The organism is Actinoplanes sp. NPDC049598, from assembly GCF_040675435.1.
Taxonomy (GTDB): Bacteria; Actinomycetota; Actinomycetes; order Mycobacteriales; family Micromonosporaceae; genus Actinoplanes.
In genome coordinates, this window is the sequence record NZ_JBFAOX010000001.1 from 936610 (window position 1) to 953862 (window position 17253).

At 72.2% G+C, this 17253-nt stretch carries 17 protein-coding genes and 1 pseudogene; 8 read left to right on the forward strand and 10 right to left on the reverse strand.

Going from position 1 to position 17253, the window contains the following annotated elements:
• Positions 1–3: 3 nt before the first annotated feature.
• The 7 genes from AB0J66_RS04600 (at position 4) to AB0J66_RS04630 (ending at position 7453) form a co-directional block, all read left to right on the forward strand.
• Positions 4–1560, forward strand: a complete 1557-nt coding sequence (locus AB0J66_RS04600; RefSeq protein ID WP_364655629.1) for a lysine 5,6-aminomutase subunit alpha — start codon at positions 4–6, stop codon at positions 1558–1560.
• A gap of 64 nt (positions 1561–1624) precedes the next feature.
• A complete protein-coding gene (locus AB0J66_RS04605; protein ID WP_364655631.1) occupies positions 1625–2359 on the forward strand; it encodes an OAM dimerization domain-containing protein in 735 nt (244 codons plus the stop codon).
• Positions 2356–2721 (forward strand): hotdog domain-containing protein, encoded by a 366-nt coding sequence (locus AB0J66_RS04610; RefSeq protein WP_364655632.1) that lies wholly within the window; start codon positions 2356–2358, stop codon positions 2719–2721. Before AB0J66_RS04605 ends, AB0J66_RS04610 begins: the two co-directional genes overlap by 4 nt.
• Complete coding sequence (locus tag AB0J66_RS04615) at positions 2718–3956, forward strand: glutamate mutase L (RefSeq protein WP_364655634.1); 1239 nt, start codon at positions 2718–2720, stop codon at positions 3954–3956. Before AB0J66_RS04610 ends, AB0J66_RS04615 begins: the two co-directional genes overlap by 4 nt.
• Before the next feature lie 558 nt (positions 3957–4514).
• Positions 4515–6104, forward strand: coding sequence for an apolipoprotein N-acyltransferase (gene lnt, locus AB0J66_RS04620; protein WP_364656039.1), 1590 nt, complete (start codon positions 4515–4517; stop codon positions 6102–6104).
• Positions 6101–6889 carry a polyprenol monophosphomannose synthase gene (locus tag AB0J66_RS04625; RefSeq protein ID WP_364655636.1) on the forward strand — a complete coding sequence of 263 codons (789 nt, stop codon included), beginning with the start codon at positions 6101–6103 and terminating at the stop codon, positions 6887–6889. Before lnt ends, AB0J66_RS04625 begins: the two co-directional genes overlap by 4 nt.
• Positions 6890–6940: 51 nt before the next feature.
• Complete coding sequence (locus tag AB0J66_RS04630) at positions 6941–7453, forward strand: FxsA family protein (RefSeq protein WP_364655638.1); 513 nt, start codon at positions 6941–6943, stop codon at positions 7451–7453.
• Between the two features lie 73 nt (positions 7454–7526).
• On the opposite strand, the gene AB0J66_RS04635 is transcribed toward AB0J66_RS04630, so the two are convergent.
• From AB0J66_RS04635 to AB0J66_RS04670, 8 genes and pseudogenes are all read right to left on the reverse strand, one after another.
• Entirely contained in the window at positions 7527–7865 is a 339-nt protein-coding gene (locus tag AB0J66_RS04635) for an RNA polymerase-binding protein RbpA (protein WP_020517072.1), read from the reverse strand.
• Positions 7866–8195: 330 nt separating this feature from the next.
• A complete protein-coding gene (locus AB0J66_RS04640; protein WP_364655639.1) occupies positions 8196–9020 on the reverse strand; it encodes a hypothetical protein in 825 nt (274 codons plus the stop codon).
• Positions 9021–9226: 206 nt separating this feature from the next.
• A pseudogene (locus AB0J66_RS04645) lies at positions 9227–10008 on the reverse strand (SDR family NAD(P)-dependent oxidoreductase).
• 47 nt (positions 10009–10055) lie between these two features.
• A complete protein-coding gene (locus tag AB0J66_RS04650; RefSeq protein ID WP_364655641.1) occupies positions 10056–10895 on the reverse strand; it encodes a helix-turn-helix transcriptional regulator in 840 nt (279 codons plus the stop codon).
• Positions 10896–11000: 105 nt separating this feature from the next.
• Positions 11001–12119, reverse strand: a complete 1119-nt coding sequence (locus AB0J66_RS04655; RefSeq protein ID WP_364655643.1) for a serine/threonine protein kinase — start codon at positions 12117–12119, stop codon at positions 11001–11003.
• A gap of 645 nt (positions 12120–12764) precedes the next feature.
• The gene (locus AB0J66_RS04660) at positions 12765–13466 is read right to left on the reverse strand and encodes an SRPBCC domain-containing protein (RefSeq protein WP_364655644.1); all 702 of its coding nucleotides are present in this window, start codon (positions 13464–13466) and stop codon (positions 12765–12767) included.
• A gap of 2 nt (positions 13467–13468) precedes the next feature.
• Positions 13469–14050, reverse strand: coding sequence for a helix-turn-helix domain-containing protein (locus AB0J66_RS04665; RefSeq protein WP_364655646.1), 582 nt, complete (start codon positions 14048–14050; stop codon positions 13469–13471).
• 4 nt (positions 14051–14054) lie between these two features.
• Positions 14055–15131, reverse strand: coding sequence for a DUF4037 domain-containing protein (locus AB0J66_RS04670; RefSeq protein ID WP_364655648.1), 1077 nt, complete (start codon positions 15129–15131; stop codon positions 14055–14057).
• 108 nt (positions 15132–15239) lie between these two features.
• Here AB0J66_RS04670 and AB0J66_RS04675 point away from each other — a divergent pair, with 108 nt between their 5' ends.
• On the forward strand, positions 15240–16262 hold the full coding sequence (locus AB0J66_RS04675) for a phosphotransferase (protein ID WP_364655649.1): 1023 nt from the start codon (positions 15240–15242) through the stop codon (positions 16260–16262).
• Here AB0J66_RS04675 and AB0J66_RS04680 read toward each other — a convergent pair.
• Together AB0J66_RS04680 and AB0J66_RS04685 are read right to left on the reverse strand one after the other, a co-directional pair.
• Complete coding sequence (locus AB0J66_RS04680; RefSeq protein ID WP_364655650.1) at positions 16259–17038, reverse strand: CbtA family protein; 780 nt, start codon at positions 17036–17038, stop codon at positions 16259–16261. The two genes, AB0J66_RS04675 and AB0J66_RS04680, sit on opposite strands and share 4 nt — an antisense overlap.
• Positions 17029–17232: a CbtB domain-containing protein gene (locus AB0J66_RS04685; RefSeq protein WP_364655651.1), complete on the reverse strand. Its 204-nt coding sequence runs from the start codon at positions 17230–17232 to the stop codon at positions 17029–17031. Before AB0J66_RS04685 ends, AB0J66_RS04680 begins: the two co-directional genes overlap by 10 nt.
• Between the last annotated feature and the right edge of the window lie 21 nt (positions 17233–17253).

Sequence of the window (17253 nt, forward strand, 5' to 3'; positions counted from 1 at the left end):
AGGATGGCGGGGAAGCTGGATCTGGATCCGCGGGTGGTGCGCGAGGCGCGCGCCCTCGCGGCACGGGCGGGGCAGCCCGTGGTCGACCTCGCGCGCTCGCACACGACGGTGTCGGTCGAGCGGGCGGTGCTGCGCCTGGCCGGGGTGCGCGGGGCCGACTCGGACGGCATCCCCTGGGTCAACCGGCTCGTCGACGCGGTGCGCGCGGACGTGGGGCTCGAGCACGGGGTGGCCGTGCCGGTGTTCCACGCGATGCGCGCCACCGGCGTCGACGACGTCACGGTGCTCGCCCAGAAGGCCGCGGCCGGTGCGGTCCGGTTCGACGTACCGGCCCGGAAAGCGGACGCCACGACGGCCCGCCGCCTGGCGCGGAGGGCGACCAACGACGGCCTGAAGACCGTCGACCGGCGGCGGGCCGAGCGGGACCGCCTGATCAAGCGGTACGGGGATCCGAAGCAGCGCCCGTGGATCTACCTGATCGTGGCGACCGGCGACATCCTGGAGGACATCCCGCAGGCGCAGGCCGCGGCGCGGGCCGGGGCCGACGTGATCGCGGTGATCCGCTCGACCGGGCAGTCGCTGCTGGACTACGTGCCCGAGGGGGCGACCCGGGAGGGCTTCGCCGGCACCTACGCCACGCAGGAGAACTTCCGGCTGATGCGGGCCGCGCTGGACGAGACGTCGAAGGAGCTGGGCCGCTACGTGCGGCTGACCAACTACGCGTCCGGGCTGTGCATGCCGGAGATCGCCGCCCTGGCCGGCCTGGAACGCCTGGACATGATGCTCAACGACTCGATGTACGGGATCCTGTTCCGCGACATCAACCCGATCCGCACCTTCGTCGACCAGCGCTTCAGCCGGCAGGTCCACGCGCGGGCCGGCATCATCATCAACACCGGCGAGGACAACTACCTGACCACGGCCGACGCGGTCGAGGCGGCCCACACGGTGACGGTGTCGCAGCTGCTCAACGAGTTCTTCGCGCACGAGGCGGGCCTGGCCGACTGGCAGCTGGGCCTCGGGCACGCCTTCGAGATCAACCCGGAGCTGCCGGAGTCGTTCCGGCTCGAGCTGGCGCACGCGCTGCTGGCCCGCGAGCTGTTCCCGGACGCCCCGCTGAAATGGATGCCGCCGACCAAGCACATGACCGGCGACGTGTTCCGCGGCAACCTGCTCGACGGCTTCTTCAACCTGGTCGGCGCCCTGACCGGCCAGGGCATCCTGCTGGTCGGCATGATGACCGAGGCCGTGGTGACGCCGTGGCTCTCCGACCGCGACATCGCCCTGCAGAACGTCCGCTACGTCCTGCAGGGGGCGGGGAACCTGCACGAGGACTTCGTCCCGGCCCCCGGCGGCTTCATCCAGCAGCGCGCCCATGCCGTCCTGGCCGAGGCTGTCGGCCTGCTGCGCCGCATCGAGGGCGACACCCTGCTCAACGCCATCGCCGACGGCACCTTCGGCATCATGAAGCGCCCCGCCGACCGCGGCAAGGGCCTCGAAGGCGTCGCAAGACACGCGGAGGACTATTACAACCCGGTGACGGAGGCTCTGGAGGTATGACCGACTGCACCGGAGCGAGCGGAGCGGGTGTAGGGCCAGGAGGGCATGCCAAGGGAGGCACAGCATGAGCATCGTTCGGCCCTACGGGGACACGACCGGGGACGGGATGGTGCAGCTGTCGTTCACGCTGCCCGTCGAGCATGACAAGCGGGCCGAGGGGGCCGCGATCCAGCTGGCCAACAAGATGGGGATGGATCCGGCGCTGCTGGTGCACGCCAAGCCGATGGGTGACGGGTTCACGTTCTTCGTCGTCTACGGGCGGGTCAACCATCTCGTCGACACCGATCAGGTGCAGGTCGTCGAGCGCGACTATCCGCTGCTGAGCGCCAAGGAGGTCAACGCGGTCATCAAGCGGCGACTGCGCCGGCGGCTCAACGTGGTCGGGGCCTGCATCGGCACCGACGCGCACACCGTGGGCATCGACGCCATCCTCAACCTCAAGGGCATCGCGGGGGAGAAGGGCCTGGAGTACTACCGGGAGCTGTCGGTGACCAACATGGGCGCCCAGGTGTCGGTGCCCGACCTGGTCGAGACGGCCCGCGCGCAGAAGGCCGACGCGGTGCTCGTCTCGCAGGTGGTCACCCAGCGCGACGCGCACCTGCAGAACACCCGGGCCATGTCGGCCGCCTTCCGGGAGGCGCTGCCGGCCGGCAAGCGGCCGCTGCTGATCGTGGGCGGGCCCCGCTTCGACGAGCTGATGACGGCCGAGCTCGGCGTCGACCGGATCTTCGGCCGGGGCACCACCCCGCGCGAAGTCGCCTCCTATCTCGTCCACGCACTCATCGGGAGCCCCTCATGATCACCGTCACGCACCGGCGCTACGTGCCGTACTCGCACGCCCACTACGCCGGGAACCTGGTCGACGGGGCGTACTCCCTGGGGTTGTTCGGCGACGTGGCCACCGAGGTGTGCATCCAGCTCGACGGCGACGAGGGATTGTTCGCCTCCTACGACGACGTGCAGTTCCGGGCGCCGATCCAGGCCGGCGACGTCCTGGAGGTCACCGCCACCGTCGTGCACATGGGCACCCGCTCCCGCAAGATCGAGTTCGCGTCGAAGGTGGTGTGCCGCGGCACCGGCGGGTCGGCGGCGATGGTTCTGGAGACGCCGATCGTCGCGGTGACGGCCACGGGGACGGTCGTCGTGCCGCCGAAGAATTGAGCCCGGCCACGGCGGTGTGCGTCGATGTCGGGTCGACGTACACCAAAGCCGCCCTGATCGATCTTGAGGGCGGGGGGCTGGTCCGGCGGGCCGAGGTGCCGACAACGGCCGCCAGCGACGTTCTGGCCGGGCTGGACGAGGCCGTCGCGGCCGTCGGGGGGTCAAGTTCCCGGCTGTACGTGTGTTCGTCCGCCGGCGGTGGGCTGCGCCTGGCCGTCGTCGGCTACGAGTCGCTCGTCACCGCCGAGGCCGGGCACCGGGTCGGGCTGTCCGCCGGCGCGCAGGTCGTGCACGTGGCGGCCGGCCCCTTGGGCGCTTCCGGCATGTCGGAATTGCGAGCGTCCAGGCCCGATGTGATCCTGCTGGTCGGCGGGACCGACGGCGGGGACGGCGACGTGCTCCTGCACAACGCGCGGCGGCTGGGAAACGCCCGGATCAAGGTGCCGGTGGTCGTAGCAGGCAACGCTTCGGTGCGCGAGGAGGCGGCGGCCCTGCTGTACGGCCCGGTCACCGTCGCCGGAAACGTCCTGCCCCGGATCGGTGTGCTCGATCCCGGGCCCGCGCGGGCCGCGATCCGTGAGGTCTTCCTGCGGCACGTGATCGGCGGCAAGCGCCTCTCGCGCGGCAAGCGCTTCTCCTCGCTCGTACGGGCCGCCACACCCGACGCCGTGCTGGCCGGGGTCGAGCTGCTGGCCGACGTCACCGGCGCCGGCGTGCTCGTCGTCGACGTCGGCGGCGCCACCACGGACGTGTACTCGGCCCTGCTGCCGGACGCGGAGAGCGAATCGGGACCGCGCCGCGACGTGGCGGGCACCCTGTGGCGCTCCCGGACCGTGGAGGGTGATCTGGGGGTCGCGGCCGGCGCCGACGGCACCCGCGCCGCGGCCAAGGTCGAGAAGTTGGCACTCAGCGACGACGGTGACCGTGGGTTAGCCGCGGCCGCCGCCGCGATCGCCCTGCGGCGGCACGCGCGCGGCCACTCGTCCGGTCCTGGTCAGCCCCGCACCGGCGGGCGCGACCTGCGAGACGTCCGTCTGGTGGTGGGCTCGGGCGGGGTGTTGCGGCACGGTGGCGGCGCATATGTGCTGGACGCGGTCCTGGGCGACACCGCCGGGGGCTGGGCCGCGCCGACGGGCGCGCGGACCGTCGTCGACCAGCAGTACGTGCTCGCGGCGGCCGGGCTGCTCACGAATGATCATCCTCACGTGGCGGCGACCCTGGTGAACAGCCTGTAGCTCGATCGGGTACGGGACATGACACGCCGGGGTACGCGACACGCCCGGGTCCGGGGGCGGCGATTGACAGGGGGGTGGGGGAGCGACGTACCGTCGTCCAATCCTGAGCACGGCAGCGGCTGATGTTCGCTCCGTTCCTTCACCCACTGGCCGCAGTCCTCGCAGGGGTCGCGCGTTCAGCCAGGTCCAGGGGGTGGGGGCCGGCGGGGCGGCGCGGACCGGCCGCGTCCACCGGTGGGGCAGGGGAACGAACGGCGCCAGTAGACAACGGCACGGAGCGGGCAGCCAGCCCGGTACGGGTCGGTCCGAAGGTGTCCGTGACCTCCGGCTGTTCCACCGGCCGTGTCCAGGAGACGGAACCACTTGCGAGGCGCGGCCTGCTCCCAGGCCGCGCCTCTTCCCCTTCCCCGGGCGTTTTCCTCGCGCGGCCGTGCGTTCGCGTCCCGGGCGTTTTCCTCGCGCGGCCGTGCGTTCGCGAAGCCGCGGGATCGCCGCGGCTGTCTTCGGGCGCTGTGCGCCGTGTCGTTATCGGGCCCGGGTAGCCTCTCGCGGGTGGAGATGACGTTGCAGCCCCCCGCTGCGCCGCTGGTCACGGCGCACACAGACCCGCCTCGCCCGATCCGGCGGCTCTGGGCCTACGCCCTGGCGGCGGCGGCCGGTCTCACGTTGCTGCTCGCCCTCCCGCCGTACGGCCTGTGGTGGCTCTCGCCCGTGGGCGTGGCCCTGCTCGCCGCCGCCACCCACCGCCGCCGCCTCGGCGGCGCCTTCGGCCTGGGCTTCATCGCCGGGGTGGTGCTGTTCGTGCCGCTGCTCGACTGGACCCGCATCGCCGCCGGCTGGCTGCCCTGGATGCTGCTGTCGCTGGCCGAGGCCTGCTTCTTCGGCCTGACCGGGCTGGCCGTGGCCTGGCTGTCGCCGCTGCTCGACCGGTGGCGCGCGCTGTGGCCGCTGGTGACGGGGTTGCTGTGGGTGGCCCAGGAGGCCGCCCGTGACCGGGCCCCGTTCGGCGGTTTCCCCTGGGGCCGGCTCGCCTTCAGCCAGGACGACGCGCCCGCCCTGCGCCTGGCCGCCTACGGTGGCGCCCCGCTGGTGACCTTCGCCGTCGCGGCCGCCGGAGGGGCCCTGCTCGCGGTGGTGTGGCGGCGGCGCTTCTCGCTGCCCGCCGCCGGCTACCTCGCGGCTCTGGCGGCGCTGATCGCCGGCCCGCTGCTCGTGCCCGTTGCCACCGCCGACGGCCCGACCCGGACCGTCGCCGTCGTGCAGGGCAACGTGCCCCGCCTCGGCCTGGACTTCAACGCCCAGCGCCGCGCCGTGCTCGACAACCACGTCAAGGCCACCAAGCAGCTGGCCCTCGACGTGGCCGCCGGCCAGCAGCCGAAACCGGACCTGGTCGTGTGGCCGGAGAACTCCAGCGACATCGACCCGCTGCGCAACGCCGACGCCGCCCAGCAGATCTCCGACGCCGCCGCCGCGATCGACGCGCCGATCCTGGTCGGCACCGTGTTGCGCACCGACAAGCCGGCCGACATCAAGAACGCCGGCATCCTGTGGAACCCGGGCACCGGCCCCGACCTGGCCCAGCAGTACGTCAAACGCCACCCCGTGCCGTTCGCCGAGTACGTGCCGCTGCGCCCGGTCGCCCGGCTGGTGACCGAGAAGGTCGACCTGGTGCGCAACATGCTCTCCGGCGACCACCCCGGGGTCATCCGTACGGGTGCTCTCACGCTGGGCGACGTCATCTGCTTCGAGGTGGCGTACGACGACATCGTCCGCGACACTGTGGTGGGCGGGGCGCAGATGCTGGCCGTGCAGACCAACAACGCGACCTTCAACGAGGCCGAGGCCCGCCAGCAGCTGGCCATGGTGCGCCTGCGGGCCGTCGAGCACGGCCGGGAGTCGCTGATGGTCTCCACCGTCGGGGTGTCCGCGTTCGCCGGGACAGCCGGTCAGGTGTACAGCTCGAGCGGCTTCAACGTCGGCTCGGTGATGGTGCGTGACATGCACGTGAGCGATACGACTACGCTGGCGACTCGTTTGGGCCATTGGCCCGAGATGGCCATGGTCGCGCTCGCGATCGTGGCCTTGGCCGGTGTGCTTCCGATGCGGCGCCGCCGGCGTACGACCAGCGACGATGCGGAGGCACGGTGAGCGAGGCGGAAGGCTACCCGGGGGTGGGACGGGTCCTCGTGGTGATCCCGACCTACAACGAGGCGGACAACATCCGCCTGATCACCGAGCGGGTTCGCCGCGCGGTGCCCTCCGTGGACATCCTGGTCGCCGACGACAACTCGCCGGACGGCACCGGCGCCATCGCCGACGAGATCTCCGCCGCCGACGACCACGTCTTCGTGCTGCACCGGGCCGGCAAGGAAGGCCTGGGCGCGGCCTACAAGGCCGGGTTCGCCTGGGCCAAGGACAAGGGCTACGACGCGGTCGTCGAGATGGACGCGGACGGCTCGCACGCCCCCGAGGAGCTGACCAAGCTGCTCGACGCGCTGCACGAGACCGACGCGGTGCTGGGCACCCGCTACATCCCGGGCGGCAGCGTGCACAACTGGCCGCTGCACCGGCTGCTGCTCTCGCGCGGCGGCAACATCTACATCAAGATGGCCCTGGGCATGCCGTTCAAGGACGCCACCGGCGGCTACCGGGCCTACCGCATGCCGGTGCTGGACGCGATCAACGTGGAGACGGTCGCCTCGACCGGCTACTCGTTCCAGGTGGAGCTGGCCTGGCGCACCTACAAGCAGGGCTTCCGGATGGCCGAGGTGCCGATCACGTTCACCGAGCGCGAACACGGCGTGAGCAAGATGAGCGGCAACATCTTCAAGGAACAGCTGCTCAGGGTCACGTTGTGGGGGGTGCAGACGCGCCGGGAGAAGCTGCGGGCCCGCTTCGGGCGGCGCCGCCGCGAGGGCTCGACCTGGCCGTGACCCGGCGCGGGCGTGGCATGCTTGAGCAGTCGCTCTGACCGGGAGGTCCCCATGCGTCGTCGAGGTCTGGCATTGCTGCCGGTGGGCCTGTCCGTGCTGGCCATCGCCGAGATCGTCGTGTTCATCCTCGTCGCCCACGCCATCGGCGGCGGCTGGGCGATCCTGCTGGCCGCGGCGGCGAGCCTGGCCGGCATGTCGCTGCTGCGCCGTGAGGGCATGAAAGGCTGGCGCCGCTTCCAGGCCGCGTCGGTCGAGGGCCGCCCGCCCGGCGACGAGGTGATCCGCTCGCTGGTCGGTCTCGGCGGCGCGCTGCTGCTGGCCATCCCCGGCTTCATCACCGCCGTCGTCGGTCTGCTCCTCCTGCTCCCGCCCGGCCGCCAGCTGGCCCGCCGCGGCGTCGAGCGCTACGCCACCCGCTTCGTCGGCTTCGACGCCTTCGGCCCCCGCAAGGTCCGCGTCCGCCCCGGCGACCCGGTCGTCGTCATCGACGAGCCGCAGACCCCGGCCGCCCGCACCCCCGCCGCCATCGAGGGCGAGATCGTCGAGGGCGAAGTCCTGCGCTGACCGCGCCTTTCAGACCACGCGAAAGGGCCGTCCCGGGTAATCCGGAACGGCCCTTTCGCGTTGTGGCCCGGGCTCAGCGGCCCCGGCGGGTCCGAACCTCTTGCAGGCGCTCGTTGAGGATGTCCTCGAGCTCCGAGATCGAACGCCGCTCCAGGAGCATGTCCCAGTGGGTGCGCGGCGGCTTCGCCTTCTTCTGCTCGGGCTCGCTGCCGTCGACCAGGCGGGCGACGCTGCCGTCGAACTTGCACTCCCAGGTGGTCGGCACCTCGGCGTCGACGGCGAACGGCACCTCGAACTGGTGACCCTTGACGCAGAGGTACTCTCGGGTCTGCCGGGGCGCCAGCTCCGTGTTGCGGTCGGACTCGTAGCTGACCGCGCCAAGTCGGCTGCCGCGCAGCATGCGTTCGCCCATGATTGGCTTCCCCTCGCTCGTGGTGCTGCCTTCGTTGGTGTAACGAAAGGGGCGGCCGCGGGATTCCTGCGGTCGCCGAGACTACAGCGCTCGATCTGACAGCACTGCCGTTGTGACGGCAGTGTTAACGCTTACGAGCGTAGCCGCCCGTGGCCCTTACCCGGCATACCGCACCCCCGCCGAAGTGGACCTTGGTCCATTTTATGGCCTATGGGTGTTCTACAGTTCCTGCGACTTCGGTCACTCGTTCGTGTAGTTCGCGAATCACCGCTGCGATTCGGCTCCTCGCCGGGCAATATTCGTCCGCCCGTCGCCCAAGATGAGCACTCTTCACTCGTCGAACCGCCACCCGCCCGGCGGCGGCGCCTGCCCTTTTGCCCCGTCCGCGCCCAACAGCGCCGACGCTTCGCCCAGCGCCACGTCGGCCATCCGGCGCAGCTTCACCAACCGTGGTGTGGATTCCGTCACGATTCGCCGCTCCTGCTCCGCGAGGAGCACGGTCAGCTCGCCCACGTAGTTCACCCGCCGCTTGCACGCCGCGTCCGCGACCGCCGTCCGCACCTCCTCGGCCGACCGGGTCCGCGCCCCGGCCCACCGCCCCTCAGCGTCGTCCGGCGACCGGTAGGACAGCGACGACTGCGCCATGCACGCGCTCCACCGCGCGTCCGCCCCCGCGGCCGCCGGATCGGCCCGCGCCCTGCTCGCCGCGAGCGCGGCGCTCTCCCGCAGCCAGGCGAACTCCCCGGCATCCCACCGCACCCGCCGCAACGCCTTGGTCAGACACGCCCCGGTCCGAGCCGACTCGCCGGGCGCCACCGCCGGCACCTCGTGATAACCGGTCGTGGACGCCGCCGCCGGGTCGGTGACCCCGAGCCGATTCCGCCGGTCCCGCCCCACCACATGCTCACCGACCGCGCCCGCGCTGCCGTCACACTCGGCGAGGAGCCGCCGAATCGCCCGGTCCACTTCCGACAGCTGCGCCACATTCGGGGTGTAGGCGTCCAACGGCAACGCCGCCTCCGCCACCAGATCCGGCGGCGGCCCCAGCACGGGATCGGCGGTTGCGATCCTCGGCGGGCTCGGCGCCGGGGCCTCCGCCTGCGTACAGCCCGCAGTCAGCATCACCACGACCGAAGCCACCGGAAGGACCCGCACGCGAGCACCCTAGCGGCCGGTCCGAGCCGACCCTGTCACCCTTTCAGGTGGTACGCGGCCAGGGGCCGGCCGGCGTCCTTGCCGCCTGCTTCGCCGAAGAGGGATGCGGTCAACGGCCGCCGCCGGCCTTCGGGACGACCCGGGGACAGGCCGACGGTCTGCGCGGGGGCCGCCCCTGGCGAGCCGCGAGCGTCCGACGGCCGGGGTCAGGAGCGGTAGCGGCCGCTCAGCACGCCGAGGACGTCGGCGTAGCGGCCCTCGGCCACGGCGTTGCGCTGCCACTTGGCGCGCTCGACGAGGATCTGCTCAGCTTCGGGGTCGGCCTCGAGCAGGGTCATCACCTCGTCGAGGAAGTCCTCCAGGGGCATGGCCACCTCGGAGTTCTGCTGATTCATCAGGGTGGTCCGGGTGGCCGGCGGGACCAGCTCGATCACCTGGACGTCGCTGCGGAAAAGCTGCACCCGCAGGCTCTCGGTGAAGGAGTGGATCGCGGCCTTGGTGGCGTTGTACGTCGGCGTGGCCGGCAGCGGCACGTACGCCAGGCCGGAGCTCACGGTCATGACCGTGGCCGCCGGCCGGGTGAGCAGGCCGGCAGGAAGGCGCTGATCAACCGGATTGGGCCGAGCAGGTTGACCTCGACGGTGCGCTCGGCGACGTCGAGCGACGCCGGGTCGCGCAGGTCCTCGGGCTCCATGATGCCGGCCATGGTGATCAGCGTGTCGAGCGCCGGGTAGCGGGTGGCGAGCTCGTCGCGGGCGGCGGTGATCGACGCCGGGTCGGTGGTGTCGACGGTGACCGTGCCGAGGCCGGGGTGCCCGGCGGCGATCTGCTCGAGCAGTGCGGTGCGCCGGCCGCCGACGATGACGGTGTTGCCCTTGTCGTGCAGGCGCAGGGCCAGGCCGAGACCGATGCCGGAGGTCGCGCCGGGGATGAAAACGGTGTTGCCGCTGATGTTCACGGGGTTCCTTCGGTGACGATTTTCGGGCACGCGGAAGCGTCCGCGCTTCCGCGGTGATGATTGAAAAGCGGTGGGACTCAGGCGAACTTCTGATTCCCCAGGACGTCCAGGAAGGCCATCTGCTCGTGGGCGTTGGATCCGGGCCGGGGCCGGAACAGAACGAGCCGGTGCCCGGTGGCCGGGCTCAGCACCACATCGCATTGCAGGTCGAGTTCGCCGACCACGGGATGCCGGATGAGCTTCGGCGCCGACGTCAGCGGCGCCACCTGCTGCTGCGCCCACACCTCGGCGAACTCGGCGCTGCGCTCGAGCAGGTCGGCGGCCAGCCCGTGCGCGAACCGGTCGCCCGGCGAGCGCTGCGCGATGCCGGCCCGCAGGTCGGCTGCGTACGCCCGCCCGATGCGCTCGTGCTCGGCCGGGTCGTTGCTGTCGTGTGAGGCCGGGTCGGCGAACCAGCGCCACGTGACGTTGGACTGGTAACCGGGCAACCCGGTCCAGTCGCCCCACAGGTTGCGGGCGGCGCGGTTCTGGGCGACGACCGTAAGCAGATCGTCGGTGACCTGGGCGGGCGTGGACCCGAGCGCGTCGAGCAGGTAGATCATGGCCGGGTCGACGTGCGCGAGGGGTGAACGCGGCTCCGGCGGCTGCTGCCCGGCCAGACGGAACAGGTAGTCCTGCTCGTCGCCGGTGAGCCGGATGGCGCGGGCCAGGCTGGCCAGCGCCGCCGGGGACGGGGTGCGTACCCGGCCCTGCTCGAGCCGGGAGTAGTAGTCCGGTGACAGCGCCGCCAGGCTCGCGACCTCCTCCCGGCGCAGACCGGGAGTGCGGCGCCGGCCGCCGCCGGGCAAACCCACATCCTCGGGCCGCAACCGTTCCCGGCGGTGGCGCAGAAATTCGCCGAACGCTTTGTCGTCCATTTCCACCCCCCTTCTTTCTGGCGTGCATTCAGCATCGCCGGAAAGAACCGGGACATGAAGGCCACGTTCAGCCTAGGTCCGGCACACCCTGGCTATCGCGCTTTCCTAGGCCGGCGAGCTGGGCTGGGTGGGGACGGTACGGGCGGTGCCGAGGGAGGCCAGAGCCGACGCCAAATCGCTGACCTGGGTCGACAATTGGGCGGCGCGGGTCTGGGCGGCTTCGGCGTCGGACTTGGCGGTGGCGAGGCGGCGCTCCAGGTCGGCGCGGTCGCGGGTGGCCCGGTCCAGCTCCTCGCGCAGGGCCCGCAGAGCGTCCCGTTCGGCCTGGGCCTCGGCCGTGGCGCGGTGGGCCTCGGCGATCTCGGCGTCGGCGGACCGGCGGGTGTGCGCGGCTTCCGCGCGTACCGCGGCCAAGGTCTTGTCGTAGGTCTCGCGCTGGTCAGTGGCCTCGCGGCGGGTGGTGGTCAGCGCGGCGTCGAGGCGGCGGGTCTCGTCGCGGGCGGTGTCACGCTCCTGGCGGAGCTCCTCGGCGCGCCGGGCGGCGGTCTCGGCGTCCTTCAGGGCGGTGGCCAGGTCACGCTCGGTGGCTTCCCGTTCGCGCCGTACGTCCTGCAGCTCCACCCGGGCGGCGGACAGCTCCTCGCGCGCGGTGTCCCGCTCGGCCTCAGCGCGTTCTTTGAGCGCGGCGGCGGCGGTGGCCTCGCGGCGGGCCTCGTCGCGGGCGGTCCGGGCTTCCTCGGCGTCGCGGGCGGCCTGCTCGGCCAGGCGCGCCGACTCCTCGGCCCGCTGCAACGCCTCGTCCCGTTCGGCGGCGGCCGCCGCGGCCAGCTGCTGCGCGGTGGAGGTCTCGGCGGCGGCCCGCTCGGCATCACGGCGGGCATCGTCGCGTTCGGTGTGGGCGGCGGCGATCTGCCCGGACGTCTCGGCCCGGATCTCGGCCACCTGCCGCTCCACGCCGGCGGGGGAGAGCTCCGAGTGCAGAGCCTCGCTCAGCGTCTCGGCCAGCTGATCCAGCCGGTCGACGACTTCCCAGGTACGGGCGACCTGTCCGGCCAGCCCCGGCGAGGAGCGATGCCGCATCCGCACGTTACGGGAGGCGCGCTGGCACTCGCCGTCGTTGTCCCGGCAGTACCGGAACGGCCGGCCGGCGGACGAGCGCTGCGGAACCGGCCGTCCACAGTGAGCGCAGGGACGGGTCTCGGAGACGGTGTCGTTCTCGTTCATCGCAAGGTCACCCTAGGCCCCGCATCCCGGAAGATCCCGCCACCACACCGAGCCAGAACTTCCATCCTAGGACGCTCTACGCGGTGTGCGCTCCGCCGCACGTCACGCACACCAAAGTCAAAAACAAAAAGGAATCAACAACATCCCGCCATTTGCCTTGGGCCGTTGCCGTCCGATCGCCGGACGGCAACGGCCGGCTGGACCGCCGCGGCATAGTTCTGCACCGGTTCGCGGACGGCGACTTACCGCTGTCGGCGGGCGACCGTGCCGGGGCGGACGTCCGTGGACGGCGGCGAGCCCATCCTGCCGTGGGCCGGATAGGCGATGTCGAAGCTGATGGGCCGTTAGTGCCCACAGCGAGGACCGCCCGCAGGCTCAGACGTCCGTGGTGGTGGTCGGCGAGAGTCTTCCCGCCGCCCGGGGACGACCGCCCTGGCCCGCGGCGCGTCAACGAGTGCCGCCTGCCAACGGGGGCCTTCACCGCGTGGTCAAGCCTCGTGCTCTGGGTTTCCGCCAGGGGATTGCTCGTCCCGGGAGCGCCGGTCGCATCGGCCGGCGACGGTGTGCAGCCTGGAGCCCCGACCACGCGTGCGGAGCGCTGGGGCGGGCGTGGATAGAGCGGCCCGCTGAGGCTTGGGGGTCGAGTCAGAGGGAGTTGAGGAATTGAGTCCAGTGGGCGGGGTCGGGTTCGGCGGCGGGTTCGAAGATCTGGTGGGCGGCGATCAGGGGGCCTCGGTAGCCACGGATGTAGCGGTGCAGGGCGGTGGGAGTGCGGATGCCGAGGGTGTGGGCGCTGGCGTGGTAGACCTCGCCGTCGTCCGTGGTCAGGTCGCCGGTGTGTGGGGTGGCGGGCAGGCCCAGTGCCTTGTGCAGGGCGGCCCAGGTGGTGGGCCAGTCGGTGACGGGTGGGCCGAAGGCGGTGAGCGGGGTGGCGGTGCGGCCCGGGAAGTGGCGCAGGTAGGTCAGCAGGGTGGCGTTGAACAGGGTGATGCCGTGGTTCATGGCTTCGTATTCGTCGGCCCAGTCGTCGCCGGGCAGGAATCCGCTGGTGACGGCGCGCAGGGTGGTGGCGCCGTCGTGGCTTTCGATGAGGAAGTCGAAGGCCTGGAAGCGGCCGTCGGGTGTGGTGTCGGTGCGGTGGGCGAAGTGGTGGGGCGGGTCGTGGCTGGTGACGGTGCCGGTCGGGAAGTCGGTGGGGCCGAAGGCGGTGTGGACGGTGCTGCCGTCGGTGTCGGTGCGGCCGATGTACCAGGAGGAGATGCCGGGGCCGGTGGCGATGGCGTCCCAGATCTGTTCGGGGTCGGTGTCGACGGTGGCGTCGAGGTGGATCTCGTACTCCTTTCCCATGGTCAGTGTTCCTTGGAGTCGAGGGCGGGGTGGACGGCGAGGACGAGGCGGTGTTCGCGGCCGGTGTCGCTGTGGTAGCGGGCGAGCAGGCCGGTGACGGTGGTGGTGAGTTCTTCGGCGAAGGCGGCGCGGTCGGCGGGGGTGGCGAAGCGGATCTCGCCGTCGAGGGCGAAGGTGGCGACGCGCTGTCGGGTGCGGCCGGCGCCGGTGAGCAGGGTGCCGACGTCGCGGACGAGGCGGGCGGCGAGGGCGAGCAGCCAGTGGGCGGAGAGCCGGTCGGGGGCGCGGTCGGGGTCGGGGGCGAGGGTGGGCAGGGCGGTGGGGGAGATGACGTAGGAGGCGGCGGTGGCTTGCATGACGCGTTCGGTGACGTTGCCTTTGCGGCGTTCTTCGATGAGGCGGACGAGGCCGTGTTGTTCGAGGGTGCGCAGGTGGTAGTTGATTTTCTGGCGGGGCAGGCCGATCTGGCCGGCGAGGGTGGTGGCGGAGCCCGGCTCGGCGAGGGCGGCGAGCAGGCGGCTGCGGATGGGGTCGAGGGAGATCTCGGCGGCGGCGGGGTCCTCGATGACGGCGATGTCGTCCATGTGATCAACCCTGGCACCGAAAAGAAATGTTGTCGAGCGGTGGGATCAGGGTGGCGGCGACGACGGCTCGCGTCAGCCGGGGGTCGGTCAGCAGGTCGGTGTTGTCGGTGATCTGGTCGGCGCAGCCGGTGTTGGGCAGGGCGCGGACGGCCGGGTCGGTGATGGCGTCGCGCAGCGCCTCGGTGTAGCGGCCGGCGCCGATGACGGCGTAGCCGCGGTCGAAGAAGGGGCGGCGGGTCGGTGGTTGCTCGGCGCACAGGCCGAGGTCGTTCTGGCGGGTGGCGGCCTCTTCGAGGGCGGTGCACAGGGCGTGCTCACGGTCGCGGGCGCCGGCGGCGTAGAGGGCGGCGAGCAGGGACGCTTTGGCGGGGTCGGCGGGCAGGGCCTGGGTGAGCCATTTGGAGTAGGGCGGCCAGCGGCGTTGCTGCAACAGCAGCAGGCGGGCGATGTCGCGGCAGAGGCGGGCGGTGAGCACGCGGGCGCCGAGTTCGTCGCCGGCTTCGGCGGCGCGGGCGGGGAAGGGCTCCTCCTGGCCGATGCGCTGCCATTGGCAGGCCAGGACGTGGCGCCAGAGATCGGGCGGGTACCACGAGAGGCTTTCGCGGGTGGCGGTGAGCACGTGGCCGGGGTCGTGGAAGACGGCGCCGCCGGTGAACTCGGCGAGGCGCTGCCAGCTGGTGGCGAGCCAGTCGAGCAGGCCGGCGCCGGCGGTGGGGTCGAAGCCGAGCAGGTCGCGGCTGAAGGCGGGCCAGGACAGGATCCGCACGTAGTGGTCGACGGGGCCGTCGGTGGGCTGCATGCAGCGCACACGGGCGCCGGGCGGGGTGAAGTGGGTGGGCCAGCCGCGGACCTGTTTGGGCAGGCGCTGCCGGAGCAGCTCGGGCAGGTCGCCGGGGTCGTTGACGAACAGCTCGAGGCGCGGGCCCCAGTCGTGGTCGGTGGATCGGGCGGTGTCGAGGCCGAGCACGTCAGAACCGGGGCCGAGGCGGGCCGCCGCGTGGGGGCGGTCGCCGAGCAGGGGGCGTACGGCTTCGAAGTAGAGGTGTCGGGCGAGGGTGAGGCCGGGCAGGAATTCGGGCATGCGGGCAACCTAGCGGCCGGTCCTGACATGATCCGGAGTTATCCACAGAGGCGGCGTTGTCCACAGGGGCTCCCACGGCCGGTGGCGAGGGCCGGTAGTCTCGGGCCCGTGCCAGCGCCTGACGATGTGATCCGTCCCGGTTGGAGTGTCGAGGAGCTGGAGCACAGCACCGCGAACGAGGTGACCGGCGGGGTGTGGCGGGTGCGGCGCGACAGCGGGCCGGCGGTGTTGAAGGTGGCGACACCGCGGCGTGACGGGGCGGCGGCGCACCTGGCGGCCAGTGACGACCCGGGTCACTTCAACTACTGGCGGCGCGAGGCGCAGGCGTACGCGTCGGGGTTGACCGCCTCGGGGTTGCCGGGGTTGCGGGGTCCGCAGTTGTACGAGGTGGTGGAGCGGGCCGACGGGTCCGTGGCGTTGTGGCTCGAGGACGTGCAGGGCCGACCTGGTCCGGCCGGCGGGCCCGGTCAGCTCGGTGAGGTGGCGTTGCGGCTGGGTGCGGCGCAGGCGGGCTGGCTGGGCAGGCCGCCGGTGTACGAGTGGCTGGCCCGGGACTGGCTGCGCGATTACACCCTGGCCCAGCCGGTGGCCGGCGAGCTCGACTGGGATCATCCGGTGATCGTGGCGGGGTGGCCGGCGCCGTTGCGGGCCGCGTTGCGGCGGTTGTGGGAGCGCCGGCACGAGATCCTGGCGGTGACCGACAAGTTGCCGCGTACGTTGTGCCATCACGATGTGTGGCCGATGAACCTGGTGTTCGCCGGGGCCGGGCCGGTGCTGCTGGACTGGGCGTTCGTGGGGCCGGGGGCGATCGGTGAGGACGCGGCGAACCTGGCCCTGGACTCGTTCTTCGACGGTCTGATCGACATCGGGCTGCTGGAGGAGGTCCTGACCGTCGTGGCCGAGCAGTATCGGCGGGGTCTCGACGGCGCGGTGGACGCCGAGACCGTCGGCCACGCGATCATGGCGTGCGGGGCGGCGAAGTATTTCTGGCTGGCCCCGCGGATGGTGATGGCCGCGGCGAGCGGGTGGGGCCGTAAGCCCGGCTACGACAGCCGCGGGATCGAGGCGATGGTAGCCGGGCGGGCCCCGGTCCTGGCGGTCGTCGCCCGCTGGGCCGGGGAGGTGCTCTAAACGGCGGCGGCGGTCTCGTGTTCCGGGGCGGGGGCCGGGGTGCGCCGGGCGGTGAGCAGCGCGGCGAACGCGAGACCCAGCGCGGTCCAGAGCACGGCCTGGGTGCCCAGCGACGCGATGCGGAAGCTCCACAGCAGGTCGGCCGGGAACGTGTCCGGCACCTCGTCGATGGTGGGCAGCAGGACGTAGCCCACGACCACCACGACCAGGAAACCGATCACCGCGGCGACCGCCTGGCGCCACTCCGCCCGCTGGGTGCGGGCGGCGACGACCCCGGCCCACACGGCGACCAGGCCGAGCACGAGGATCGCCAGGTAGCTGATGGTGCGCTGGTCGATCGTGGCCGGATTGCCGACGGCGGGCGGGTTGGGCGGGTACTTCACGTACGGCACCAGGACGACGCCGAGCAGGGCCGCCCCGGCCAGGCCGAGGGCGGCGCGGGTGTCGCTCGGGGTGCGCAGGCGCCGGCGCAGCAGGGTGTACGCGGTGGCGAGCAACCCGCCCATCGCCGCGCCGTACAGGGCGGTGGCCAGGAACAGGCCGCCCTTCTGCCCGTCGCGGCTGACCAGCTCCTCGTCGTGGTGGCCGTCATCGGCCTCGACGGCGCCGGAGGCGTGGGAGCCGGCTTCCTCGATGGCGATCGCGGCGTCCACCTTGGGTTCGCCGAACGCGTACGCGAAACAGCCGGCCAGCAGACCGGCGATGAGACCCGCGAGCAGGCCCCGCAGCAGCAGAGCGCCGTAGGACGGCGTGGGCGTGCCGCCGTTCAGTGGCACGGGACGCCGAGCAGGTGGCGGCCGTCGTGCATGAGCTCGTGCAGGTACATGCCGCTGCGCGAGACCGCACCCTGGTCGAAGGCGACCAGGTAGGTGATCAGCAGCATGAGGGCGACGACTGCCAGGGCGGTCCAGATCAGCCGCGCGGAGATCGCGGGGGCGCTGAGCGGGCGGACCGACTGTGCCTTGGGCATGGTGGAACAACCTCCTACCGG

Coding starts and splice junctions, on each gene's coding strand:
- AB0J66_RS04670 (WP_364655648.1), bottom strand. CDS start 15,131: ATGCCCGAATTCCTGCCCGGCCTCACCCTCGCCCGACACCTCTACTTC.
- AB0J66_RS04605 (WP_364655631.1), top strand. CDS start 1,625: ATGAGCATCGTTCGGCCCTACGGGGACACGACCGGGGACGGGATGGTG.
- AB0J66_RS04660 (WP_364655644.1), bottom strand. CDS start 13,466: ATGGGAAAGGAGTACGAGATCCACCTCGACGCCACCGTCGACACCGAC.
- AB0J66_RS04610 (WP_364655632.1), top strand. CDS start 2,356: ATGATCACCGTCACGCACCGGCGCTACGTGCCGTACTCGCACGCCCAC.
- AB0J66_RS04600 (WP_364655629.1), top strand. CDS start 4: ATGGCGGGGAAGCTGGATCTGGATCCGCGGGTGGTGCGCGAGGCGCGC.
- AB0J66_RS04665 (WP_364655646.1), bottom strand. CDS start 14,050: ATGGACGACATCGCCGTCATCGAGGACCCCGCCGCCGCCGAGATCTCC.
- lnt (WP_364656039.1), top strand. CDS start 4,515: ATGACGTTGCAGCCCCCCGCTGCGCCGCTGGTCACGGCGCACACAGAC.
- AB0J66_RS04650 (WP_364655641.1), bottom strand. CDS start 10,895: ATGGACGACAAAGCGTTCGGCGAATTTCTGCGCCACCGCCGGGAACGG.
- AB0J66_RS04630 (WP_364655638.1), top strand. CDS start 6,941: ATGCGTCGTCGAGGTCTGGCATTGCTGCCGGTGGGCCTGTCCGTGCTG.
- AB0J66_RS04685 (WP_364655651.1), bottom strand. CDS start 17,232: ATGCCCAAGGCACAGTCGGTCCGCCCGCTCAGCGCCCCCGCGATCTCC.
- AB0J66_RS04635 (WP_020517072.1), bottom strand. CDS start 7,865: ATGGGCGAACGCATGCTGCGCGGCAGCCGACTTGGCGCGGTCAGCTAC.
- AB0J66_RS04655 (WP_364655643.1), bottom strand. CDS start 12,119: ATGAACGAGAACGACACCGTCTCCGAGACCCGTCCCTGCGCTCACTGT.